The 24,913-nt window shown below is 32.4% G+C and carries 24 protein-coding genes and 3 pseudogenes; 18 read left to right on the top strand and 9 right to left on the bottom strand.

The window, feature by feature from the left end:
* Nucleotides 1–105: 105 nt before the first annotated feature.
* The 4 genes from DFR85_RS31280 to DFR85_RS31265 all read left to right on the top strand — a co-directional run bounded on the left by DFR85_RS31280 (nt 106) and on the right by DFR85_RS31265 (nt 2,410).
* Nucleotides 106–981 (top strand): ABC transporter ATP-binding protein, encoded by an 876-nt coding sequence (locus tag DFR85_RS31280; RefSeq protein ID WP_110271644.1) that lies wholly within the window; start codon nt 106–108, stop codon nt 979–981.
* Nucleotides 972–1,592: a hypothetical protein gene (locus DFR85_RS31275; RefSeq protein WP_110271643.1), complete on the top strand. Its 621-nt coding sequence runs from the start codon at nt 972–974 to the stop codon at nt 1,590–1,592. Before DFR85_RS31280 ends, DFR85_RS31275 begins: the two co-directional genes overlap by 10 nt.
* On the top strand, nt 1,589–1,978 hold the full coding sequence (locus DFR85_RS31270; RefSeq protein WP_110271642.1) for a hypothetical protein: 390 nt from the start codon (nt 1,589–1,591) through the stop codon (nt 1,976–1,978). The genes DFR85_RS31275 and DFR85_RS31270 overlap by 4 nt, the downstream gene beginning before the upstream one ends.
* Before the next feature lie 225 nt (nt 1,979–2,203).
* The gene (locus DFR85_RS31265; protein ID WP_110271961.1) at nt 2,204–2,410 is read left to right on the top strand and encodes a hypothetical protein; all 207 of its coding nucleotides are present in this window, start codon (nt 2,204–2,206) and stop codon (nt 2,408–2,410) included.
* Nucleotides 2,411–2,432: 22 nt separating this feature from the next.
* Here DFR85_RS31265 and DFR85_RS31260 read toward each other — a convergent pair.
* A pseudogene (locus tag DFR85_RS31260) lies at nt 2,433–3,625 on the bottom strand (RNA-guided endonuclease InsQ/TnpB family protein).
* A 713-nt stretch (nt 3,626–4,338) separates the two neighbouring features.
* On the opposite strand from DFR85_RS31260, the gene hpaD reads away from it, so the two are divergent.
* From hpaD to DFR85_RS31235, 5 genes are all read left to right on the top strand, one after another.
* Complete coding sequence (hpaD, locus tag DFR85_RS31255; protein ID WP_110271641.1) at nt 4,339–5,268, top strand: 3,4-dihydroxyphenylacetate 2,3-dioxygenase; 930 nt, start codon at nt 4,339–4,341, stop codon at nt 5,266–5,268.
* Nucleotides 5,269–6,738, top strand: coding sequence for a 4-hydroxyphenylacetate 3-hydroxylase family protein (locus DFR85_RS31250; protein ID WP_110271640.1), 1,470 nt, complete (start codon nt 5,269–5,271; stop codon nt 6,736–6,738).
* On the top strand, nt 6,735–7,526 hold the full coding sequence (locus tag DFR85_RS31245; RefSeq protein WP_110271639.1) for an acetoacetate decarboxylase family protein: 792 nt from the start codon (nt 6,735–6,737) through the stop codon (nt 7,524–7,526). The genes DFR85_RS31250 and DFR85_RS31245 overlap by 4 nt, the downstream gene beginning before the upstream one ends.
* Nucleotides 7,507–8,358 carry a fumarylacetoacetate hydrolase family protein gene (locus tag DFR85_RS31240; RefSeq protein ID WP_246252943.1) on the top strand — a complete coding sequence of 284 codons (852 nt, stop codon included), beginning with the start codon at nt 7,507–7,509 and terminating at the stop codon, nt 8,356–8,358. The genes DFR85_RS31245 and DFR85_RS31240 overlap by 20 nt, the downstream gene beginning before the upstream one ends.
* 88 nt (nt 8,359–8,446) lie before the next feature.
* Entirely contained in the window at nt 8,447–9,475 is a 1,029-nt protein-coding gene (locus tag DFR85_RS31235; RefSeq protein WP_110271638.1) for an aminobenzoate oxygenase, read from the top strand.
* A 2-nt stretch (nt 9,476–9,477) separates the two neighbouring features.
* Here the strand turns inward: DFR85_RS31235 and DFR85_RS31230 are convergent, their stop codons facing one another.
* From DFR85_RS31230 to DFR85_RS31215, 4 genes are all read right to left on the bottom strand, one after another.
* The gene (locus DFR85_RS31230) at nt 9,478–9,903 is read right to left on the bottom strand and encodes a universal stress protein (protein ID WP_246252942.1); all 426 of its coding nucleotides are present in this window, start codon (nt 9,901–9,903) and stop codon (nt 9,478–9,480) included.
* 606 nt (nt 9,904–10,509) lie between these two features.
* Nucleotides 10,510–11,805 carry a phenylacetate--CoA ligase family protein gene (locus DFR85_RS31225; protein ID WP_110271637.1) on the bottom strand — a complete coding sequence of 432 codons (1,296 nt, stop codon included), beginning with the start codon at nt 11,803–11,805 and terminating at the stop codon, nt 10,510–10,512.
* The gene (locus tag DFR85_RS31220; RefSeq protein ID WP_110271958.1) at nt 11,802–12,185 is read right to left on the bottom strand and encodes a Zn-ribbon domain-containing OB-fold protein; all 384 of its coding nucleotides are present in this window, start codon (nt 12,183–12,185) and stop codon (nt 11,802–11,804) included. The genes DFR85_RS31225 and DFR85_RS31220 overlap by 4 nt, the downstream gene beginning before the upstream one ends.
* A 5-nt stretch (nt 12,186–12,190) precedes the next feature.
* Nucleotides 12,191–13,345, bottom strand: coding sequence for a thiolase domain-containing protein (locus DFR85_RS31215; RefSeq protein ID WP_432417917.1), 1,155 nt, complete (start codon nt 13,343–13,345; stop codon nt 12,191–12,193).
* A gap of 67 nt (nt 13,346–13,412) precedes the next feature.
* Between DFR85_RS31215 and DFR85_RS31210 the strand changes: the two genes are divergently transcribed.
* From DFR85_RS31210 to DFR85_RS31190, 6 genes are all read left to right on the top strand, one after another.
* Complete coding sequence (locus DFR85_RS31210) at nt 13,413–14,183, top strand: enoyl-CoA hydratase/isomerase family protein (RefSeq protein WP_110271635.1); 771 nt, start codon at nt 13,413–13,415, stop codon at nt 14,181–14,183.
* Nucleotides 14,173–14,916: an enoyl-CoA hydratase-related protein gene (locus DFR85_RS31205; protein WP_110271634.1), complete on the top strand. Its 744-nt coding sequence runs from the start codon at nt 14,173–14,175 to the stop codon at nt 14,914–14,916. Before DFR85_RS31210 ends, DFR85_RS31205 begins: the two co-directional genes overlap by 11 nt.
* Before the next feature lie 30 nt (nt 14,917–14,946).
* The gene (locus DFR85_RS31200) at nt 14,947–15,501 is read left to right on the top strand and encodes a DUF998 domain-containing protein (protein ID WP_168367229.1); all 555 of its coding nucleotides are present in this window, start codon (nt 14,947–14,949) and stop codon (nt 15,499–15,501) included.
* 339 nt (nt 15,502–15,840) lie between these two features.
* Nucleotides 15,841–15,963 (top strand): hypothetical protein, encoded by a 123-nt coding sequence (locus DFR85_RS32185; RefSeq protein ID WP_281351048.1) that lies wholly within the window; start codon nt 15,841–15,843, stop codon nt 15,961–15,963.
* A 29-nt stretch (nt 15,964–15,992) separates the two neighbouring features.
* Nucleotides 15,993–17,315 carry a radical SAM/SPASM domain-containing protein gene (locus DFR85_RS31195; RefSeq protein WP_110271633.1) on the top strand — a complete coding sequence of 441 codons (1,323 nt, stop codon included), beginning with the start codon at nt 15,993–15,995 and terminating at the stop codon, nt 17,313–17,315.
* Nucleotides 17,284–18,480: an MFS transporter gene (locus DFR85_RS31190; protein WP_110271632.1), complete on the top strand. Its 1,197-nt coding sequence runs from the start codon at nt 17,284–17,286 to the stop codon at nt 18,478–18,480. Before DFR85_RS31195 ends, DFR85_RS31190 begins: the two co-directional genes overlap by 32 nt.
* A gap of 230 nt (nt 18,481–18,710) precedes the next feature.
* On the opposite strand, the pseudogene DFR85_RS31185 reads toward DFR85_RS31190, so the two are convergent.
* Together DFR85_RS31185 and DFR85_RS31180 are read right to left on the bottom strand one after the other, a co-directional pair.
* Nucleotides 18,711–18,830: pseudogene (locus DFR85_RS31185) on the bottom strand (MIase like protein); the annotation flags it as partial.
* Nucleotides 18,831–18,860: 30 nt separating this feature from the next.
* On the bottom strand, nt 18,861–19,823 hold the full coding sequence (locus tag DFR85_RS31180; protein ID WP_110271631.1) for an iron-containing alcohol dehydrogenase: 963 nt from the start codon (nt 19,821–19,823) through the stop codon (nt 18,861–18,863).
* A gap of 132 nt (nt 19,824–19,955) precedes the next feature.
* On the opposite strand from DFR85_RS31180, the gene DFR85_RS31175 reads away from it, so the two are divergent.
* On the top strand, nt 19,956–21,524 hold the full coding sequence (locus tag DFR85_RS31175; RefSeq protein WP_110271630.1) for a long-chain fatty acid--CoA ligase: 1,569 nt from the start codon (nt 19,956–19,958) through the stop codon (nt 21,522–21,524).
* On the opposite strand, the gene DFR85_RS31170 is transcribed toward DFR85_RS31175, so the two are convergent.
* A complete protein-coding gene (locus DFR85_RS31170) occupies nt 21,508–22,359 on the bottom strand; it encodes an amidohydrolase family protein (protein ID WP_110271629.1) in 852 nt (283 codons plus the stop codon). The two genes, DFR85_RS31175 and DFR85_RS31170, sit on opposite strands and share 17 nt — an antisense overlap.
* Before the next feature lie 646 nt (nt 22,360–23,005).
* On the opposite strand from DFR85_RS31170, the pseudogene DFR85_RS31165 reads away from it, so the two are divergent.
* Nucleotides 23,006–23,921, top strand: a pseudogene (locus DFR85_RS31165) (IS5/IS1182 family transposase).
* 309 nt (nt 23,922–24,230) lie between these two features.
* Nucleotides 24,231–24,401 carry a hypothetical protein gene (locus DFR85_RS31160; protein WP_162582890.1) on the top strand — a complete coding sequence of 57 codons (171 nt, stop codon included), beginning with the start codon at nt 24,231–24,233 and terminating at the stop codon, nt 24,399–24,401.
* Nucleotides 24,402–24,653: 252 nt separating this feature from the next.
* On the opposite strand, the gene DFR85_RS31155 is transcribed toward DFR85_RS31160, so the two are convergent.
* A complete protein-coding gene (locus DFR85_RS31155; protein ID WP_168367228.1) occupies nt 24,654–24,809 on the bottom strand; it encodes a hypothetical protein in 156 nt (51 codons plus the stop codon).
* Nucleotides 24,810–24,913 lie beyond the last annotated feature (104 nt).

Raw genomic sequence — 24,913 nt, 5'->3', positions numbered from 1 at the left:
ATTGACGAAAACGAGGAAATGATTAAACAAGAGTCTTAGATCACTAATATATGTTCAATATGTTCAAAAATTTTTAATGATACTATCTTAGATTATAGCTTAGCAATGATTGTTATTGAGGCAAGGAATTTAACTAAACGGTTTGGAGATTTTGAGGCTTTACATGGTTTAAGTTTTTCAATAGAGGAAGGTAGTATAACGGCTATTGTTGGTCCAAACGGTGCAGGAAAATCCACATTGCTAAGAATAATTTCTGGATTGATAAATAGGACTTCAGGGAAAATTCTTGTGATGGGTGAAGATCCTTGGAAAAGCGAATATTTACCAAGAAAATTATCTGTTATTTTAGATAAGCCTTTCTTACCTCCTTTTCTTACAATAGAAGATATAATAAAAGAAACTGTCTTAGAGTTTAACTCTAGCTTCTCCGATGCCATATCGCTTATGGATGAACTCAATTTATCATATTTTATTAAGAATAAAGTTAAAGATTTGTCAACTGGAACTAGGCAAAAGGTTCAAATAATATTTTCTCTCATAAAGAATCCAGAAATTATTGTAGCAGACGAACCCACCGCAAATCTTGATATAGTTTCTAGATTTGAGGTATATAATATATTTTTAAAGTTAAGAAAAAAAATGAATACTACGATTTTAATATCTTCGCATATAGCCCCTGAATTAATAGCAATATCTACGCATCTTCTTGGGATAAACAATGGTATATTAAGATATAACGGCGAAGTATCAAAAATGATAAGAAAAGATCTCTTAGAAGAATTCTATATTGTCGTAGATAATGTAGAAAGAGCTGTTTCGGTTTTACGATCTTTCACTATAGAAGTCTCTGGGAACCAATTGAAAGTAAGAGGTAACTTGATGGAAATAGTTTCAGAGTTAATCAAGGAAGGAATCAGAATATTCTACATTAGAAATTCTTTGCTGGATAAAAGCGTGCAAGGGGAAATAGGTTGGGGTTAGTTGGCTTATTAATAAAACACAGATATGGAGTATATGGTCTTTTAACTTATTTAGATTTGGAATTCGCTCTAAGTATAGGAATAGTACTATCTTATAACATATTTTTTCCAGCAACGAGGAACGTTATTCTTCCTAGGCAACAATTTGTATTCAACTTAACAATAACTTTAGTATCAATAATCTTAGTAGTATTGGTATTAAGAAATATACCTTTTGGTATTGGACAAGATTTTTATGACGGTACAATAATTACTTTCCTACAAATGAAAGGTAGGAAAAAGGTTTTCTTTTACTCATATGTTGTGGACGTAATTTTGCCTGGAATTTTCTTTATATTCTCCTCTCTTATAATATTTTATCTGGCATCTTTTAATACAAATTTAGTTTGGATTCTGGAATTTTTATCATCATACTTATTTTTATGCAATATTTCCTATATTATTACAATTCTAACAAAGAGACCATTTAGAGCCTTCTTCCTTTCAGTAGTTATCATCTTACTATTTTTGGGTCTAGAATTTATGGGCATATTTAATTATCCTGTTTTATTATTATCTGATATCATTCTTCTAGCCATAAGTTATTATTCATTCAAAGGTGCTTCAGTATGAGACTCGGTCTAATTTTACTATCAATAGGAATTTTGATTCTAGTATTAGGTGAAATAACTTTCCCCTTCACTACTACTATTACTGTAAAATCAAATTTTACTTCTCCGCCATGGTTTACTTTAGGTAAAATTTATGTAAACAAAGGAAACTTCTCTGTCTATTCCAATATTTCTGATTTATTTGTAGATTTGCAAAACTTAACAAAAGGTCAGAGTATTTCTCTTAATAATTTTACTTTAGTAGGAAAGGGAAATGCTACCGTAACTTTTACTGGTTTAAAAATATTTTATAACAAAACCTATATTAATTTCTCAATAATTATTATATTTATTGGAATTATTCTGGAAATATTAAGATTTATAAAAATAAGATTAAGTAAATCATAGTATAATAACAATAATTTTTAGATATATCGAGTTCATAGAATGAACGGATTCTTTATCTTATTACTTAGGATAGACTATTGATTAAACATGAGTTATGCAATTAAAGATCCTTTAATTCGGGTTATCTTAATACTTCTCTCTATACTAATTTCTGTATTCATAGCGATTATTATTCTTGGACTATACTTCTCCATCATCGAGGGTAAACTAGTATTTGAAGGTGTTATGAATATCACCGATATCTATGGCGAAATAATAGGAGGAATACTAGTGTTAGGCTGGGGACTTATTATTCCAGTCTATTTCGCAACTAGACGTAGATCAAGTAAGTATTTACCGGACGATATTATAAATGCTATAGAAATGTACTATAATGGAAGTATAACTAAGGACGAATTAATTCAAATTATCGATAGAGAGAATTATCGATAGAGAAAAGATGAACTGCCACGCCCTAACAGACGTGGCTTCCTGCTTCATAGCCGAGGCTTGCCAAAGGTAGAGGTCTCAGCTCCACAGTGAGGGTCGTTCCGACCCCGATCTCTTCAGGATGTTGAGAGAAGCATTATAGTCACGATCTACAGTCCAACCACAATTAGGACAAATACACGATCAGCCAAAGTTAAGTCCTTCTTAACATGCCCGCACCTAGCACAAGTCATTGAAGTAAAAGCAGGATTAACAAAACGAATCTCCTTACCATATTTCCCAAGTTGATACTCCATGACACTTCTAAGCTCATGAAAAGCAACATCATGAAGCCTCATCCTCAGCCTTCGAAGAGACTTACCAACAATTTGCTTAACGCGAATGTCCTCCATGACCAAGACGTCATAATGCTCAGCAAAATACTTCCCCAGTTTCATATACATGTCCATCCTAAGGTTCTTCAAGTGCTCATAAGCCCTTGCAAGCTTAATCTTTGCCTTAAACCAGTTGTGTGACAAGAACTTCTTCCTTGAAAGAGCTTTATGAAGTCTCCTTGTCTTATTGAGCGCCTTCTCATAAGGCCTCTGGTTGGGGACATATTCCCCGTCAGAGGTAGTGAGAAGTTTCTCTACACCAACGTCCACAGCAACTACTTTGTTTGTCTTTGGGAGTTGAGGGTACTCTTGATCCACGACGAAAGTAATGTACACTCTCCCTGATGGTGTTAACTTGATTACTACCCTCTTTACTTTTTCCAGCGGGAAATCCCTATGAACAATAACGTTGAAGATCCCTAGGTTTGACAGTTTTAACGTCATTACCTTCTTCTTGTTCTTCTTGCTTTTCGTCCTGATCTCCTTCACTTTCATGATTTTCCAACCTGACTGGGGATACACTAGGGAGTACCACTTGTGTGCTTTCTTTTGGGTAACGTGCTAACCCATCGAAGAACCTCTGTCTAGCGTCGTAGAATCTGTCTGCGATCTGTTGCAATGTTTGGGAATATATTTGTTGATACTGTTCATCCTGTTTTCTCAAGTCAAGGGATAGTTGCCTCAACTCCGTCTTAGTGAGTCCTTTTCCGTCTCTTTCATGAAAATACGCATCTGCTCAACGTAGGGTATTATATGCTTCACATGATAACCTCAACTGGGCTTTTAACGCCCTCAATGTTTGTTCGTCAGCGTAAGCTCTGAAGCGTAACCCTACGTCGGGCATAATAGAATATTTGAAAAAGAAGTATATAAGCCTTACAAAGGGGGGCTATCCATCTCCATGGAGTCTTCCGCCCCCTTTGAACCCCTGATCATGATAAAACGGTATTAAGTATATTGTTTAATATATAGTTTTGTAGTTTAAGTCATTCATTATTAAATCTTTAAATGTTATCATATTAGCTTGTATATTTACCTAATTCTCGTTATTAACTGCGTTTATTAGAAATTATCATTTAAATCTATATATTTTATAATTTAATAGTGAAGTTAGCTATAAAATTACAACTAATCATGTATTAGGCAAAAATAGTTAGCATAGGAGGAGATAAGTAAAACGTTATTCAGTCCTTAACCTAAAGATAATTTTAGATATATTTTTAACAAAACGGTGCTACATTATATGATATTGCAATCATTTTGCTATGCTTCCCTAGACTCTAAAGGTCAAGAGACGATATCTAATATAGCCCATTGTAGATGGTTATCACATTGAACGTCCTTGCACTTTAATGTCTAAGAAAATATAAGATATTTCTTCTCAATGAAAATACTAATAGTAGTTAAGTTACCGTAGGAATAGAAGGTTAGATAGCATTTTGTTATTTTTAAATAATTTCATCAGATAATTTAAGGATATCGTAGATCATTAGGGTAATGAAGTATCTATAACTTGTTTAATTTATTGTTTTTCTATATAGTTGCAAACATTTATATATGGATGTATTAAGACTTTCACATGTATGTGTAAGAGTTACTGATATAGAGAAGGCTTCTTATTTTTATGAAGACCTCCTAGGATTTAAAGAAAGTGATAAAAAAGGAGACTATCTTTATTTGAGAGGTAATGAAGAGCTACAACATCATAGTCTAATACTGAAAAAAGCTGGTTCTCCTGGGCTAGCTTATATAGCTTATAGAGTAAAAGATCTAGATAAGGCAAAGGAAGAATTAGAATCCTTGGGAATACACGCATTAAAATTTAAAGAAGAGGGAGTTGAGGACGCAGTAATATTTAATGATCCTGAGGGTATTCCTACATTATACTATACTAATATGGAATATGTAGACGATATTAGGATGAAGTTCTACATGCATAAGGGAGTGTCTCCAGTTAGATTAGCTCATGTAAATTTAATGGTTAAAAATCTAGAAAATGAAATAGAATTCTATAAACGCTTAGGATTTTATGAAACAGAACAGTTCTTGGATAAGGATGGTAAACTTTCAGTTATATGGATGACTAGAATAGGCCAGTCACACGATATTGCGATAGCCAGATCTAGTTCTAAAGTTCCAGGTTTCCATCATGAAACTTATTACGTTCACGATGTCAGAGATATAATACGTGCTGCTGACATATTAGCTTCAGCCGAACTTTGGGATTCAATTGAGAGAGGCCCAGGTAGACACGGTGTAACTCAGGGACTCTATATATATCTCAGAGACTTAGATAAAAACAGAATCGAATTTTTCACTGCAGATTATATAGTTCTTGATCAAGATAAATGGAATGTTAAGACCTGGACTTATGATCAGCTTAGGTTTAGAAGCGACTTCTGGGGAAGACCTATACCAGAATCTTGGTTAAAGGAATGGGTTCCCGTGGAGGATGTAGCCACGGGTAAATTAAGGGGGTGGAGTTAAATGATAAGAAAAGGATCAGACTATATTAAAAGTCTAAAAGAAGGAAATCATGGAGAAGTGTATTATAATGGAGAGAAAGTTGAAGACTTAGTTGATCATCCAGCGTTTAAAGTACCAATAAGAACTGTAGCTAATTATTATGATCTTCATTGGAAAGAAGACACATTAAGAGTTTATAACACAGATGTTGGTCAAGAGACTAGTATTAGCTTTTTTAGACCAAAAAGTAAGGAAGATCTTAGAAAATTAAGAGAAGGACTAGTAAAGATTTATGACTATTATCATGGATATTTTGGAAGGAGTCCAGACTATCTTAATTTATGGACAACAGTATTTTATGCGCATTCTGAAGACTATTTTGGAAAAGCTTTTGGAAACAAAATTATGGAGAATGTAATAAACATATATAAGGAATCTACTTCAAAAGATCATTTCTATACCCATGCAATAGTAGCGCCCATGTATGATAGATCAAGGCCACCGTCTCAATGGGAAGATCCGTATATTCAGGTAGGTGTAGTTAAGGAAACTCCTGAAGGCGTTATAGTTAAGGGAGCCGCCATGATATGTACGGCAGGTCCGTATGCGGAAATGCTTTGGTATATGCCAAATATTAGGAGAGATACTGATCCTAGGTATGCCATCTATTTCTCAATACCTACTAATACTAAAGGTGTTAAGTTTATAGCTAGAAGAGGATTTTATCCCAAGGAATATAGTGAGTTTGAATATCCCATAAGTTCAAAATTTGAAGAATCTGACTCTATACTTATATTTGATGATGTTCTAATACCTTGGGATAGGATAATATTTTACAAGAAACCTGAAGAAATAGAAGACTTTATGTGGCATAAAGTCCAATTAAGAACATGGTTTAATTGGCATTTTGTAATTCAACATTATTGTAGGATGAAGTTTTATGCAGGATTAGCCATGGCTATGGCAGAAGCTGTAGGAATTAATAACTTCATAAATGTTCAGGAAAAGCTTGGCGAAATTTTATTGTATCTATCTATGAACGAAGGCGCGCTTATAGGAGCAGAAGAAGCTGGCGAAAGTTTGCCTAATATATATAGACCTAATCCTTTCATATCTATAGCTGCTAGTAACTTTAACATGCATGCACTACCTAGAATTCATGAATTATTGCGACTTATACCTGGAGGATCATCAATTCCTATTCCTGCTGGTATAAAAGACTTTGAAAATCCAGAGGAAAGGAAAATGTTAGATAAATATATGGCATCTAAAGGATTGTCTGCCTTAGATAGAGTTAAACTATTTAATTTACTGTGGGATGTAATAGGTTCAGAAAGTGGAATAAGATATGAACAGTATGATAGGTTTAGTAGAGGAGATCCTACATTAAGATGGGCTCAAATGTATTCTGAGGTATTCAAGGAAAAGAAAGAACAATATATAAAGTTAGTAAAAGATATTTTAGATCAAATGCCAGATCCGAGAAAGTGATTTTCTTGTATTCACATCCTTTTTCCAAATCTGGGAATTCGCAAATAGTTCCACCACCTCCCTATTACTATGGCGTAGAATACTTAGGAGCACATGTATATTTTGATAATGAGAAATTGAAAGGTATATTGCCAAGTTTTCTTAATACTGATGGAGAAGGATGGATATACCTAGCGGATTTTGTGACAGTTAGCAATGACAAGTGGAATTTGATGTATGAAGATCCTAGCTTTACTCAGTATAAAGAAGCCGCAATTGCGCTTAAAGTAAATTTCGAAGGTCAGAATTTTCTATATTTTCCATTTATGTGGGTAGATAAGGATTGGGCTTTAGTCAGGGGTTGGATAAATGGATATCCTAAGAAACTAGCCACCATTTATTTAACTAAGCTTAATAAACTTCTTCCAGAATATAACACTAGAAAAGAAAATTTAACATTAGGTGGATATTTACTTAGAGATAGTAAATTAATTGAGTTAAGAGTAACATTAAAGAAAAAAGTGAGTAGTATTCCATTAAGTAATTTCGGAAAGACACTCACAATTAGATATTTCCCGAAAACTGGAGAAAAAGAGGGAGAGATAAATGAATTGGTTACTATAGAGAAAGTAGATTCAAGGATAGATGATATTTGGGAAGGCGATGCTGAAGTAAATATTAGGGAAGGTATAAATGATGAATTAGAATTCTTCATTCCAAAAAAGGTAGTAGCTGGATACTCATATGATTATTATTTCAAAACTATTGGAACTAAATTGGTGAAAAAGATTGAAAATTATTCATTTTGAAGTAAATGGAAAGAGAAAAATAGGCGAGGTCATAGGTGACTATGTAACAGAGATGGAGAATTATTTCTCTGAACCAAAAGGGGAAAGCTATCAGATAAATGAGATAAAGCAAGTACCATTTCTTCCCTCAGCTATTATATGTACGCTTACAAATTCTTACATTATGACTGGGGCAGAAAGTAAAGAGGAAGCTAGAGAAATGTTAGGTTCACCAAAGTTCTTCTTAAAGTTACCATCAATAGTAATAGGAAATAAAGATACGATATATGCTCCTAAAAGCGGTATTAGGCCAGAAGTAGAAATAGGTGTCGTAATAAAAGAAAATACCAAGAATATAGATAAAAATCAAGTTAAAGACTATATTTTAGGTTATGTAGTGTTTAACGACGTTACAGCTCCAGGCGAATTTAAGAAGGATTGGTATTATGCTAAGAGAAGAGATCCAAATGACGGTGAAATCAAGAAGATGTTAATAAGAGGAAATCACTTTAGAAATAAGAACAGGGATACCTTCGCTCCATTGGGATCTATTATAGTTACTCCGGAAGACGTGAAAATAGAAGGGTTAAAAATGAGAAGTTACTATGCAGGTAATGTTATTCAAGAAGGTACTACTGACGAATTTGTGTTTTCTATCGAAGAGATAATTTCTGAGCTTTCTAAAATAGTTACAATTCCTAAATTTTCAATAGTAAGTACCGGTACTGTAGGTTATAGGGAAGCTTCTGAGGCATCAGAATATAAGATTGATGCTATAAACGGATTAATGGAAGTCGAAGTTGAAAAAATCGGAAAATTGAGTAATCCTGTAGAAATAGAAAAAAATCTTTAATTTAAACACTTTAATATACATTTAAATAAATCAAACGAAAGATAAGTATCTTGATAAAGATTTATAAAGTTTAAAAATAAATAATATAATGATGACAATGGATAAGTATTCTAACTTAAATTTTAACGAATCTCCTCAATTTCCAGAAGTAAACGTTTATCCTCCAAAATGGAATTTTGATAACGATAAAGCGTGGCAGATCTATAGAAGAGCTAAAAGAGAGCAATGGGACGAAGATCAGATATCGTGGGATAAAGTAAAAGAATGGGCATCTGGTTTAGATAGAAAGGAAAGAATGGCTATAGCTTATTGGTTTAGCTTACTTTCTTGTTTTGATAATGCAACGCCTGTTTTTGCTTATGCAGTAATAAAATCTTTTGAATTTCACTTAGATACTGCAGTGAGAGGAATTCTTACAACAATAACGTATGATGAAAATAGACATAATATGGTATGCGGATTATCAATACAAAACACTCTTCCTGGTTTTCCGTTAGATCTGAAGCCACAAGACGATTTAGAGAGAAAAGCAATGTTAAATGCTCAGTGGGTGTGGTGGAATGGTTCAAGATATTGGAATGCATATCTAGAAGCATACAAAAAGTATACGTTTGATGTATTATTTACTTCCTTTATGATGGGAGAAGCCGCAGCTACTACTGTATTTACCACTATGAGCAAAGGAGCAAAGAATGAAGAATTTTCCAAAGTATTTAAAAATACAGCGGTTGATGAGACAAGACATTACGCGTTTACTCATCTGATTATGATTGACAGTGCGAAAAACATGAATGAGGAAAAAAGAAAGTTAGTTACCAAACAAATACGAGCAGGATTTGTATTTCTCTCATTAATAACTTATAAACCTCCTAAAGATTTTTGGAAATTGCCCCCATGGTTCACGGAAGTGCATGAAAAAATGGAAGATATTGCAAGAAATGCAGGATTTTATATACCTAATGAGAAAGAAAAAGAAGAAGCTTGGAGACAAGCCGTACTAAGAGTTGGAGCATCGTTAAAAAGATATGGAATTTCAATGCCAGCTATGCCAGAATTAGGAATAACTGGAGAGGAAATAAAAGATATAAATGAGGACGATTTTGTGCCGATATTTTAAAATCAGTTTTTAACAACTAAAATGGATCTATTGGAATTTTGAACAACTTTTGAAGAAACACTTTCAATAAATAATTTTTTGAATCCCTTTATTCCTCTATTTCCGACAACAATCAAATCGAAGTTTTCTGTTTCTGCAAGTTTTGAAATAACAGTAGCTGGATCTCCTCTCATAGCTTGGTACTCAATATCAACTCCTCTCTCTTGGGATAATATTCCTATCATTTCCTTATGTTTTATTATTCTTTCTCTATCCCTTATATCGTCTTTTACATAAACCTCTACTGCAGGTGGAGGATGGTCTATAGCCTCTATTACCTTAATCTTAGCGTCATGTATTTTGGCTAAAAGAATTGCAGTTTCTAATGCCTTTTTTGAGTGTTCTGAGCCATCAAAACCAACTAATATCTTCTTAAATATTTTTATCACCAATAATCCTTTAGATTTTGGAAATTTAAATATTTCTATTATTTTCACAATTTATCTAATTAGAAACGATATGTAATAATTAAGGCGCAATAATTTTTGCAACAATAGATAAAAAACACATGAAAAATATTCACTCAATTTTTAAGTAAGCTAAAAGTATTAGTTAATAGTATTTATTGGAATTAGAAAGTTTCTTATCTATACTTAAAACTCACAGAAAATAAAATGAAAAGAATATATTGTAAATCTTTTAATTATATTAAATTTTTAAGAACTCTAAAATACAATTATGTTATAGAAATCTCTTATTAAATGTATTAATTAATCTAGTATAACAGTTTTACGTAAATTTCATCGTCTGAAATATAGCTAATTTTTTATACATTAAACTAGAGATTTTCTATTCAATATTGGTGATCTTTAGGCTCTTCTATAATTTTTTAACTTACCTTCTAAAACATTAAAGTATTTTTAACGCTAGGAGAAAATGTAAGGATTTTCCTAATAAAGTCTACTCATAAATTAATGTTAACTACAAGATATTGCATACCTAAGATATATTTTTCGTAATTTGTATAAAAAGAGAAAAACGGCTGAGTGTTACTTTTACTCCAGCTTAATAACTCTTTTACTCTTACCTTCAAATCTAGGTAACGTTCCTATCTTAACAAACTCTATTTCTGGAGTCACGAAAGACACTGTCCTTATTTCCTCTATCAATTTTTTCTTTATGGTATCAGACGGTTGATCAACTTCTATTCTTAAAAGTAGCCTATGGTTTCTTTCTCTCCTATCTATCACTATTTGAAACTCATATATTTCTGGATGCCCCATTATGACTGAGCTTATTGCATTAGGATAAAGCTTCACACCTTTATAGAAAATAACATCATCTACCCTCCCTTTTATTATTTTTATTTTAGGGTAAGGAATTTCATCATCACTTTCTATCATTGAAGTTATATCCCTAGTCCTATACCGTATTAAAGGCATTCCCTCTTTTGTAAGCGTCGTAATAACCATTTCTCCTTCTTCTCCATTATCAAGGACTTCTCCAGTATCTGGATCAATTATTTCTACTAGATAATGATCAGTCCAAATATGCATCCAATAATGATTATCATAAGGACATTCTTGAGCTACACCTGGTCCTAAAGCTTCTGTTAGACCGTAAATTTCTCTAGCTCCTCCCCCTTTATTTTTAAGCATAAATTCTTCTTCTATTCTTTCAAGCGTTTCATTGTTCATGGCTTCTGCTCCCGGAATAGCTAGTCTTAATTTTAAACTATCTGGATCTACATTAAGTTTCTTCATAGTTTCAGCTATTAATAACTCATAAGAGGGAGTTCCGGTAATAACAGTTGCCTCGAAATCTTTTAATGCCTTTACTAAAGCTTCGGTTCTTCCAACACTCCATGGAATAACCTTAGCTCCAAGTCTCTGTATACCTTGATGAAGTCCTATTCCTCCAGTAAAAAGTCCATATCCGTAAATATTCATAACTATGTCGTTTTTATTTACCCCAGCTGCCCTTAAACATCTTGCAACTAACTGTGACCACGTTTCTATATCTTTTCTTGTATACGCATTTACTGTAGGAATTCCAGTTGTTCCAGAAGTCATATGCCAACCTACAATTTCATCGAAAGGTACTGCTAGAAAATCACCACCATGAGGATAAGCGTTCTCTCTTAAACTATCTTTAGTAGTAAAAGGCAATCTTGTTAGATCTTGTGGAGATCTTATATCTTCTGGTGTTATCCCTTTTTCTTTGAAAATTTTTCTATAATAACGCGAATTTTCATATGCTCTCTTTACTACTTGTCTTAATCTATATACTTGAACTTCCTTTATTTCATCTAAATTCAAAGATTTAGGATCAGTTTCATCATAGGCTATCATTCTATCACCTTACCAATTACTCTAATACCGTCGGTAGTTATCTTGACTTTTTTACCTACTTTAGGTTCTCCTACTATCCAAGCCATCAAATTAACGTCTCCGACTTTTATTATTCCAATAACATAATCAGGATATTTCTCAAATCCTTGGGGCTTCTGAACAACTTTACTAAACGTCATTATTTCCCCTTCTTTCGGCAATATGATACTGCTCATCTCACTTTTACCGCAATTATAACAATCTTTTTGAGGAGGAAAATATATCGCTCCACAATTATTACACTTACTAGCTACTATTTCCCCTTCTTTCAATTTATTTAAAAACTCATCAGGATAATTTATTTTATAATTCAGATTTAAAGGTATGGCGTCTATTTTCATTTTTCTCATCTCCTCATAACCATTACATATGCATAGTGTCCGGTTCCACCTACATTATGCACTAAACCTATGTAATTCTTTAACGGATGCTGTAAATTTCCTGACTCATCTCTTAATTCTTTAGTTATTTCGTAAATCATTGAAAGACCAGTTGCTCCCAGAGGATGCCCTTTAGCTTTTAAACCTCCATAAAGATTTACTCCTATTTTGCCTCCTTTCTTGCTTTGACCTTCTTCTACAAATTTTCCTCCTTGACCTTTTTCTACGAATCCTAAATCTTCATATCCCATAATTTCAGCTATTGTGAATGCGTCGTGTACAGTAGCAACTTCGACATCTTTTGGGGATATTTTAGCCATTTTGTACGCTTGTCTAGAAGCGTCTACTGTAGCCTTAAATCCTGTCCATTCTCCTCTTTTAGCTACGTAGGCATAGTCGTTAGCATAGCCTATTCCAGTAACCCAAATTGGTGTCTCTATTTTTAACTCCTTAACTTTAGATTCTGATGCAAATATTGCTGTAGCAGAGCCATCTGTTATTGGGGACGAATCCAGAAGCTTTATAGGCCAGGAAATTACTCTAGATTTTAGAACTTCTTCTATACTGACCTTCTTTTGAAAATGAGCCTTAGGATTCAACGAAGCATTTTCATGAGCTTTAACTGCAACCATCGCCATTTGTTCTTCAGTAGTACCATAAACAGCCATGTGACGAGTAGCGTAGAGAGCATAGTATGTAGGGAAAGTTGTGCCGTAAAAATTATATTCCCATTGATAATTTCCTCCTCTTCCTCCTATTGCCAATGAAGTTGCAGTATCTACTTCAGTCATTTTGTCTACTCCCACTGCCATAGCTATATCTGCTAATCCCGACGCTACAGCAGTATATGCAGAGAGAGCCGCAGCTAATCCAGTAGCACACATAGCCTCTACTCTCATAGGAACATTGGTAATCCCTGAATATTCCGCAACTAGTGGAGCAGGATAAAGTTCAACCCCTCTGTAAGCGGTGCTTCCAACAACAGTATAGTCTATGTCTTTTTGAGTTATTCCCGCATCGTTAAAAGCTTCTCTTATAGATTCCCAGGCTAACTCTTGAACGCTTACATCGTCTCTTTTACCAAATTTTGAATTCCCTACTCCTATTATTGCAACTTTCATTATGATTAATATTGTACCAAATAATATAAACTTTCATTATATTCCTATATTTGAAGGTGAATGAAAAATGTACGAAACTATCCAGTTTGAAGATAAGGGAAAAATAGGGATATTAAGGCTTAATAGACCAGATAAGCTTAATGCAATTAATTTTAAGATGGTGAACGAACTTGTCGATGCTTTCAATAAAATAGAAGATAGCAAAAATAAGGTAGTAATAATAACTGGCAATGGGAGAGCATTTTCAGCAGGCGCTGACGTCAAAGAAATGTATGAAACGCCATTAAATGACATAATAATGAAAGGACATATGCCATTATGGGATAGAATGAGAAGTTTCAAAAAACCTATAATTGCAGCATTAAACGGAATAACTGCGGGAGGAGGGCTAGAATTAGCTATGGCATGCGATATCATAATAGCTTCAGAAAGTGCAAAACTTGGGCAGCCAGAAATAAATCTAGGCATAATACCTGGAGCAGGAGGTACTCAAAGATTAACTAGAACTATAGGAAAATACAAGGCTATGGAAATGGTATTAACAGGAAAATTAATTTCTGCTTGGGAAGCAGAAAAAATGGGTTTGGTAGCTAAAGTAGTTCCAGACGCATCTTTAATGGACGAAGCGTTTAGGATAGCTGAGGATATAGCATCTAAGCCTCTTTTATCTATAGTTCTTGCAAAAGACGCAGTAACTAGAGCCTTAGAAACTACATTACAGCAAGGGTTAGACGTAGAAAGAAGAGATTTTTATGTTAGTTTATCTTCAGAAAGTGCTAAAGAAGGAATGAAGGCTTTTATTGAAAGAAGAAAACCAAAGTGGGAAAATGATAGTTGAAAATCATCAAGGATATTCAATAATTAAACTAAATAGGCCAGAAAAACTTAACGCATTAAATCTTGAGGCTAGGGTAGATTTTATTTCAACTCTTAAGAAAATTAACTCGGACCCTAAAGTTAGGGCTGTTATAATTACTGGAGAGGGTAAGGGATTTTGTGTTGGAGCTGACGTCAATGAAATTCCTCAAGATATAACAAAAGATCTAAGAGAGACTTTCTATCCAATTATTACAGAAATCAGATTCTCTGACAAGATATACATTGCAGCAATAAACGGAGTTACTGCAGGAGCTTGTATAGGAATAACATTAGCCTCAGACTTTAGATTTGCCAAAAAAGAAGTAAGATTTGTTACCGCTTTTCAGAGAATCGGTTTAACTTCAGATACTGGTGTAGCTTATTTCCTGAGTAAATTTTTAGGCCCTAAAGCAGTTCCACTTTTAATATTAGGCGGAGAATTTACTGCGGTAGATGCTGAAAATTGGGGTTTACTCAAAGTTGTAGATGATCCTATTCAAGATTCTATAAAACTAGCAGAAAACATAGTTAATGGACCTTACCAATCTTATGTAGCAGGAAAGAAACTTGTTAATAAGGTGCTTTTCTCAGACCTTAACGAGTTCTTAGAATACGAATCTTTAATTCAAGGCTATTTAGGGAAGACTAAGGATCATAAAGAAGGAATATCTTCATTTAAGGAAAAGAGAGAGCCAAAATTTAGTGGAGAATAGTATAAATACAAATCAAGAGAAAATCTTCATATGAATATAAACTTCTTAAAATACTCTGGTATTATAGCTGCCATATTAGCATGGCTAGTCATATTTCTTAGTATATTTATTAATCCATGGTTTGTTTTTACTCGAAACGCATTTAGTGATCTAGGAGGACCTATAGCTAAAGATCCGTGGTTATACAACTATGGACTTATAATAGTTGCGATATTTACTTTCCTATATGGTATATATTTAGTGATTGTTAATGAAGGAAAAGTGGAAATTGTAGGCTCATCATTCGTTATGGTCGCAGCAATTTTTCTTTCCTTAATAGGAATATATCATGAGGGAACATATCCTCATGTTTTTGTTTCCACATGGTTTTTCATTCAATTTGACATAGCAATTTTAACGTATGGAATAGGACTATTAATGAAGATAAAGAAACTAGGTATTTCTATGATACTCTTATTCATAATTGCTACTTTAGTAGCAATAGTAGTTCCATGGCCTTCTGCTGCAACTATTGAGGCGTGGGGAATTTCAGCTATAGACGTATGGGTTATATTATCATATTTAAGTATTATAAATAAAAACTAAATTATATAAATAAATTTTAAAATTTTGAAATATTTTCTAAATGAAATTTTGAAGATTATATCCTTAAGAGATTCCATTCGGCATTAATCAAAATAAAATCAAAATAGGACTAGATACCTGTTTTAATATATTCAAAATGGTCTTTATAAATACGGATTGCTAGTAATTTATCGTATCTTAAATTATAATTAATTTTATAGTCTTCATTAAAATAAGATAGAAATTATAAAAATGTTTAATCTAACTTAATCAATAATAATGTTACTAATGAAAAACGTTTATGGTAATCAGTAGTTAAAAAAAAACACGTTTAACGAAAACTGTAATAAGGGAGAAAAAATGAGTATAAACATATTAGAATCAAAAAGAGAAAAAAGATTAAATGAACTAAGGGCTATATTGCCTCAAGAGAATATAGAATCGTTAATCAAATGCAGTATTGGACTATGCGGATGGGGGTAAGGATAACTATAATTTAGGTGCATAGAGTAATGCCTAAGTTTAGGACTAAAGAAGCTACTAAGCTTTTTTATTATCTAACAAAAGATATTAAATTAGATTTTTTGAATACTTCTATCGTATATATTACAGAAATAACACTTAATGTATCCAGTGATTGCAATCTAGCATGTAGATATTGCTTCGCGTCAGCAGGTCATTATAGTTATAGTAAATTAGAAAATATGAATTTCGAAGATACTAAGAAAGCAATAGACGAAATTATTAATAAATACAATTATAATGATTCTAGATTATTAGTAAAATTTTTTGGAGGAGAACCTATACTCAATTTTAAGTTGATTGAAAAAGTCGTAAATTACTTTAAAGAGTTAAAAGAAAATAATAAAATTAAGTACTTACCTAAATATATTATAATAACTAATTTAACCTTAGTTAATGATAAGATAATAAAATTTTTAAATAAAAATAAGTTTGATATTGTAGTTAGTTTAGACGGTCCTGAAAATATAAATGATAAAGCTAGAATATTTCGAAATAATTTAGGAACTTTTAAAATAATTGATAAGAATCTACAGAAATTAATAAAGGATATAGATATAGATCATATTACTATTGAGGCCGTTTATTCACCTATACATCTTGAACAAAATATAAGTATGCTTTTTATTTATAAATTTTTCTACAATAAATATGGTATATACAATGTGGCCATTAGTCCACTTACCAAAGTGGGTCAAGGAAATGAATTTCTAAAAATGTTTTCAGATGACTTGCTACGTTTATATGAAGAGAAAATATACGACATGGCTTTCGAATTAGGAAGATATATGGCATATCTGTTTGCAGAAGGAGCAAAAATTATGGAGATATATAATTTTATAAAAAAAATTATTATCAATAAACGATCCTTAAATTCTCATTGCACTGCAGGGTTTAATAATGTAACTATCATGCCTAATGGCGATATATATCCTTGCTATATGTTATCATACGATAACAGATTCTACATGGGTAATATAAAGGAAGGATTAATTAATACAAAAACAATTGGGGTAAGGAATTTCCTCAAGGATATTAATATAAAGACTAAAATAGATCAATGCAAGATGTGCGATATAATGAAAATCTGTAATGCGTGTCTTGGCCACATAGATTTTGCTAAAAACGGAAAGATTACAGTAGATAATTACACTTGTAATTATAATCTAGGACTATATGAAGGTATTTTAGCTGCATTAAATGATATTATAGCTGATGATATACTATGGGAAAAATTTAAACATCAACTAAGAAAAATGAAAGATATAGAGGATATGAAAGATGAAGAAAACCATTTGGTGGGCGACATATAATTTACTTCCAACTTATCTGATAATAGTTGATGAGGGTTTCTTCATACTCTTAGCAGGATGGGTCATATCAAAGCTTACCGACTCCAGCTTACTCACGGGAATATTACTAAGCCTTCCTTCGATACCGTACTTCTTCAGTTACTTCACTGGAACGGTCATAGATTTATCGAGAAAGAAGAAGTTAATACTTTTAATGTTATCACTAATAGTTTTCATGATCTTACTCTTATCTCAAATCGCATTATTAGCTGATAACCTCTTCTTCATGATTTTACTGTTCTATTTGTCAGCAATAGTATTTGGTTTCACTGCCAATATAACTGATACTATATTTAGTATATGGACTAAACAAAATGTAGATGAGAAAGAATACAAAAAGATTATATCTATAGGTAGAATTATTCTTAGAGGATTAGGGTTCTTAGCTAATGCTTTAGTAGGTATAATTCTTACCTTCATTTTTAGATTCTCAATAATCCCTACTCTGGTTATTTTGGCCATGGCAATTTTCCTATCCTTACCAGTAAATATAAAGGATAGATTTAATGAAGGAGAAAAAGGAATTACTTTCAAGGAAAGTCTTATAGACGGGTTTAATTATGTAAGGAAGAATAAAGTACTTACACAGATAAGTATTCTTACGTTAGAGAATCTATTCTTTGGAATTTTAGAATTACTTATGATATTTTACGTGCAAGACTTTTTACATTTAGGGCCGATTTACTATAGTATCTTGATAATTACTGCACAAGTGGGATTGTTAGTTGGTTCAATCTTTGCCTTAAGGATAAATAAAGGTAAATTAGGCTTTTATCAATTTACACTTATAGCGATAATGTCGATATGTATAGCATCTTATGACTTAATTCATTATGTATTCATTGCTATAATTCCAACCTTTCTTATTTCATTTTTATCAGGAATAACCTCAACCTTAGGTTCTGTCACTCAGTTAAGATATATAAATAAAGAGTATTGGGGAAGGGCGTCGGGATTCATACAAGTAATATCTAAGGGAATCTTTGCACTTTCTGGTCCAGTAGGTGGTATTTTAATAGAAATTCTAGGAATAGGAGGAACTTACCTATTAATCGGCTCGATTATATTTATGTTCAATTTTGTTAGATTGAAATTTAAGGAATATTATAATATAGAAATAAAATAACTAGAAAATGTATAGTTTTTGTGCTTTAGCACGTCTAATCAATATGATTAGTGGAAAAAGTTTTCAAATTATTATATAAGGAGTGTTTTTGCTCGCCTTGGAGTATGAGTTGAATAATTACTAAAATGATAGATATTTTATTATTGCTTATAGTTCTATTTATTTTTATATTAAATTATTATATAGACTATGAATTTTGAACTATAATTATTGATAGAGCTTCTACTATTTATCTTTCCAGATTTTACTGCAGACATAGTAGCTTCAGCTTCTTTCTCCCAGATTTCCATTAATCTTTTTTGAGATAAACTTTCTGGCTGTTTTACTTTAAACCAAAGTAGAAATAACATAATTAATTATAGTTATTCAAGAATATAAATTTAAAAGAGAGATTTGATAAACATTTCTGCATCTTTAACACTTATCTTTCTAGGATTTTCACTATTATTAGTTAAATTTGCTAATAAAGTAGAAAATTTTAAAGCGTTTTCTAGAGAAGCATATTTAGATAATTTTTCCATAAGATTAACCTTCTTCATTAAGCCTATTATGCGTTCTTTAACGTCATTGTCTAATAATGATAGTTTTCCTTTAGCTTGTTCTATGTTAAATTCTATAGCTTTTGGAAGCGAAATACATGACGTGATTCCATGTGGAATGTTAAAAGCTGGGCCAAAAATATATCCAAATACATGACTTAGTCCACGTCCTGCGTACATAAAAGCCAAAGACGATAACCAAACTCCAATTTGACATTGAAGTAAATCCTTTTTTTCTAAACAATTAATCATATATTTATATCCTTCAATTGATAGCGCATCGGTGAAAGGCGAGGCCCTAGTTGAGTATATTGCTTCTATAGCATGATCCAGAGCTCTAAAAGCAGTACTGTTAAGGAGCCATTCAGGAGTGTATTTTATAACTTCTGGGTCTAAAATTATTATATCTGGAGGTTTTACTTTACTAGACACTTTTATTCCTTCTTTCGTAAATCCAGCTATGGCAGTGTGTTCGGCTCCTGAAAGAGTAGTAGGAATAGCTATATGAAGATATGGATTTGCCAATTTTACAGCGTCTATAACACTTCCTCCGCCTATACTTATTACCGATTTTGACGTAATCAAAGTTTCAAGTTCCTCGAGTTCGTTTTCTGGAGTATGTTGAGAAGGCCCTTGAATAATTTTATCAGCTTTAATATATTCATTTATTTTTAATATCAACTCCGAATTTATGAGAGATTTTGTAGTTACTATGATAGGATGTTTGATTTCTAATTCTTTTAATTTTTCTATAGATTTGTTACCGAAGAGTACTTTTTCATTGTAAAACTGTATTTCCCACATAACTATTGTATAGTCTCAGCGAATATTAAATAGTATTCGACAAATTATGAATATGGAAATATTTGAATTATATTTGATTTTTTTATATTACTTAAAAGTAAGGTTAATAAGTTTCTTTTCGGTAAAGATTTTATGAAATCCACTATTATGGATTTTGATCTTAATGTAAACAATATCTTCTGGAGAATAGAAAGATTATATAAAGAGAAAACAATAGTCTCCAGAAATAAGAATGATATTGAGAAAATTACTTACGGAGACTTCGCTAAAAGGGTTAGGAAATTATCTAGATTTTTGTTAGAACAGGGAGTAACTAGAGAAAGTGTTGTTGGATCAATAGCATGGAACACTAGAAGACATTTAGAACTTTACTTTGCCGTACCACTAATAGGCTCAGTACTTCACACAATAAATGTAAGATTTATGCCAAACGAGATAGAGTATGTAATAAACTTTGCAAACGATAAAATAGTATTCATCGATGAAGATCTTAAAGGAATTACTGAAGAGTTAAAAAATGGAGTAAATTCCAGGTTTTTTATAATGTCTAATGATCTTGACACACTCATTGATAGTTTTGATCCTATATATTCTTTCGATAACGTAGATGAGAAAAGCGGAGCAGTAATGTGTTTCACTTCCGGTACCACTGGTCATCCTAAAGGAGTTGTTTATAGTCATAGAAGTATTTTTATTCATTCCGTAGAGCTTTTAGCAAAAGATGTTATAGGAATATCCTCAGACGATGTTGTAATGCCTGTAGTTCCCATGTTCCATATATCAGCTTGGGATCTACCTTATGCTGTATTAATGACTGGGGCCAAACTTGTATTACCAGGTCCTAAGCCCGGTCCAGAAGATTTAGCAGAGCTTATTTCTAAGGAAAAGGTTACAGTTGCGTCAGCAGCTCCGACAGTGTGGATATCTTTCTTAGATTATATAAAAAGAGAAAAAATAGACATATCGTCTCTTAAGATAGCTATAACTGGAGGAGCTGAACCACCAAAAGGTCTAATAAAGTCCTTTAAAGAGATGGGAATAAGGACTTATCATGCATGGGGAATGACTGAAACTGAAGCAATAACTACAGTAAATATTAAAGACGACGTAGAAAAGCTAAGTAAGCAAGGCATTCCTATGCCTGGTATAGAAATAGGATTAATATCCCCAGATTTAACCGAGTTACCTTGGGATGGTAAAAGTATAGGAGAACTCATAATAAGAGGAGCTTGGGTAACTCAAGAGTACTTTAATTCGCCAGAAAAAACGTTTGAGAGCATAGTTAATGTAAATGGTAAAAAGTGGTTTAAGACTGGAGATATTGCAGTTATCTACCCTGACGGTAATATAAAGATAGTCGATAGGGCAAAAGACCTTATAAAGAGTGGGGGAGAATGGATATCTTCAGTAGATCTAGAAAACGCTATAATGTCATTTGAACCAGTATTGGAGGCAGTAGTAGTAGGTATTCCTGATGAAAAATGGGGAGAAAGACCAGTGGCCTTGGTAGTCCCAAAATCAGGATATAAGGTTAAAGAGGAAGATATCAGGAATTATCTAATGTCACTGAATAAATTTCCTAGATGGTGGTTGCCAGACAAAATAATCTTTGTAAATTCAATTCCAAAGACAAGCACTGGAAAACTAGACAAAAAAACTGTAAGGAAGAACATTAAGGAAAAATTTAACCTAAAGTCTTGATTAATTTTCTTGGATTATTTTTAGTTATATTCTCCATAGCAAGTAAAGACAATGGAATATTGAGGAATTCTCTAAGGTTATCTCCTAAACCTTTTGTTCCGGGACCGCCAAAATCACTACCGTAAAGAGCTTTTTCATTTATTTCTTCTAATCTAGGTAAATATTCTAGAACTCTCTTTGGAGGTATACTTGACAGATCTGTGTATATATTCTTCCTTATTCTTATTAACTGGAAAGCAGTATTTACCCAGTTAGGTCTACCAGCATGTGCCATTATTATTCTTAATCTTGGAAAATCAACTGCTACGTCATCAACGAAGATCGGGTCAGCGTATTTATTTCTTGCAGTTAGGAAAAAACTAGTTCCAGTATGTATTACTACAGGTAATTTATTATCTTGAGAAAATTCGTATAGTATTTCAAGTTGTTTCATTCCTTTTTCTTCTTCTCTATAATCGTTTGGCTTAATCCACATATGCGGAGGATGTAGTTTAAAACCTGAAATTCCTGCCTCATATTGTTTTTCTAACCATATTTTAGTTTCCTGAACACTTAATTTATTTACTTCAACACCTCCAATAACTGCGAATCTATCTGGATACTTCTTACAAACATCTATTATCTTTAAAGGAAAATCCTCTTTTATGCCCCAAAGTTCTCTAGAAGGATAGGCTATTATTGTAATATAATCCAATTGTGCATTATCCATTTCCTTAATTATATAATCTAGAGAAAACTCTGGTATTCTGTAACCTACTATTTCACTTCTTTTTCTCATTTCTTCTGTTATAGCTTCCCTAAACCATACGTGTGTATGAGAATCTACGTACCCCATAATTACATAACTGACGAAAGATAATTATATTTTACTTTTCATTTTGAATACTTGTAAGATCAGAATAGCTAAAATATATTTATTTTTAATTTATTTATAATTAGTGCTATAAAATGTTTGTTAAAATTACCGATATTTCCTTCTTTTGTTAAGATTAATGTAATTTATGTAGGTCTATGTTTCCATCTCCTAATCATTTTATGTTCATCTTGTTATACAACCTTTCCATCTACAAATCTTTTTTAAATCATATTAAAGAATTGTTAGAATTTCCTTCTATAAATTAATGGAATTCATAGACTACGATAATGTACTAATAATGATATATGATGATTATTAATTTTTGTAAAAATAATAAGAATTAGATTATCTGTTAAACAAACTAATATTAATTTACATTATGTATGTTGTGTAAAAGTGGGAAAAATGATTAAAAGGAATTTCATATGTGCAAGCCTAGAAAACGCGCATAAAATTATTTCTCGAGAGAGTGTCCCAAGTGCAAATAATTGAATAAATCTATGTAAAGGTTTATAGATAATAATTCAAAAGATATCGTGAATTACTGAGAAATTTTGAATTTTCGCTTGAAGCAAAAAGTCGCGTAATACTTAAAGGGAAACGGGACGATGTAGTACCGATTCACATGAAGCATTGGATAGAATACTACAACGGCCCGGTCCCCTATGAACATTTATCAGCAAGGCATAAAACACTTGTGAAAATGAACTACATGCTGATCACGTCTGAAGTGCTGTCGCGTCTCTCTGACCTCTTCATATTGAGAGCGTTAATAGTTATGATTGTGTGGACGTGCTCCTACAGGGACGTGCGGAGCTACTACGAGTCAGACGTGGTGGTAAGGTGGTTCCTAGGCGAGTACAAGTCTAAGTCGGAGATCCATAGGAGGGCAAAGAAATTTAGGGGAGAGGTAAAGACTCTGTTCAAGGAGTACGCCAAGGAGTTGGAGGGGAAGATGAGTAGACTTGCTGACTACTTACCTAGCAGTGCGTTATACGGAAAGGTTGGAAAGCTGTGGATCGTGGATTCCTTCCTAATCGAGGTACCCTTCGGGAAGAGGAACAAGGAAACATTGAAGAAGAAGTTTGAGCTAGAGCTAAGGCAGAGGAAGTACAGGGAGGCGGCTAACACGCTCTTCTTTTACATTAAGTGCAAAGTGAGGAGGAGGTTCAAGGGAGAGTTTACAAAGAAGAGGAACAGGAGTTCGGCTTCAAGGTCTTCAACCTCATGTCGCCTACAATGATAGTTCACGAGATTCAAGTGGAACTGGCCAATTTTCCGGACAATAAGGTTGGCTTCTCTCGCAGCGGTTATAAGGTAGTGGATAGGGGCTTCGTGGGGGAAGTCCTCGACCTGGTTGATAGGTTTCTCTAGTTTCAGGAGTGGAGTTCTTTGGGATCTTCTTGAGGAGGTATTGGAGGCCTTACGCTACTGAAAAGGGTATGGTCGAGCTCTTTGTCTACGTTATCGCGTTGATTTACAACTCCTACATCTACACTTCTGTGTTATCGCGTGTTCCGGAGAGTCAACTCGCCCACTAACTTGTACCGCGAGAGTTGATCAAGGTAGTGTGGACTATGTTGGAAATTCTGTTTTTCTCTATACTTGATTATTTTCCATTACAATATAAGCTTAATCTCTCGTTATACTGAAAGATATAATTATATTTTATTCTTAATTAATTATAAAATTGTTTTTCTATCATACTATATTTATTCAATTATTTGCGCTTGGGACACTCTCTCGAGGAGATCTATTAATTACTGAAAAATTAAGAGTTATAACGAACATTACATACATAATAAGTTATAATTCAATATCTATAAAAATTCCAAAAAAGATGGTAAATTATGAGATATATTACACAAATTAAATCATATCTTCTTAAAACTCACGAAGACATTTCTCAGATACCGTTAGACAAATACCCTGAAACATTTTTGAAAATTGAATATCCTAACGAATATATGAATCTTAACAGAAGAAAAATTCATAATAATCCATATTTTCTTTTAAAATAATAAAATTCTTAAATAAAGAAAATTCATATGTAAAATAAAAATCTATAATTTAACTAGAAACTCTTTTACCTTAGTTATGTTTAGCAATGATAATTATGTTAAAGTCTCCAGTTAGAGAATCTTTCATAATATGTAGTTCTTTAGCTATGTTATAAATTCCTATTTTTAATTAATTTTGAGTTAAATTTATTTTCTAGCATTTTCAAACACTCTAATTCTAGATATGTTATATCTTCAACAAAAACTTCTTCGCTAATGTAGTTTATAATAAACCTTTGATGATTTATTTACTACGAAATCTTTTTCCATAATTTCTTTCAGATCAAGTTTCATATTTCTCAAAACGTAGAGAGTTGAATTTATTATATATCCTAAATCTCCAAAATAATTAACAAATTTTATGTTCATGTTTTTTCTATCTAATGGCTTCTTGGTTTTCCATAACTAAAAACAAAGTCTAGAATGGAGATTAGTTTTTATTTTCTTATATCTCTGATTATATACTACGGTAT

Source organism: Acidianus brierleyi, assembly GCF_003201835.2.
In the GTDB taxonomy this organism is placed as follows: domain Archaea; phylum Thermoproteota; class Thermoprotei_A; order Sulfolobales; family Sulfolobaceae; genus Aramenus; species Aramenus brierleyi.
The sequence above is the reverse complement of the archived record's forward strand: the minus strand, read 5'-3'. Positions and strand labels throughout refer to the sequence as shown.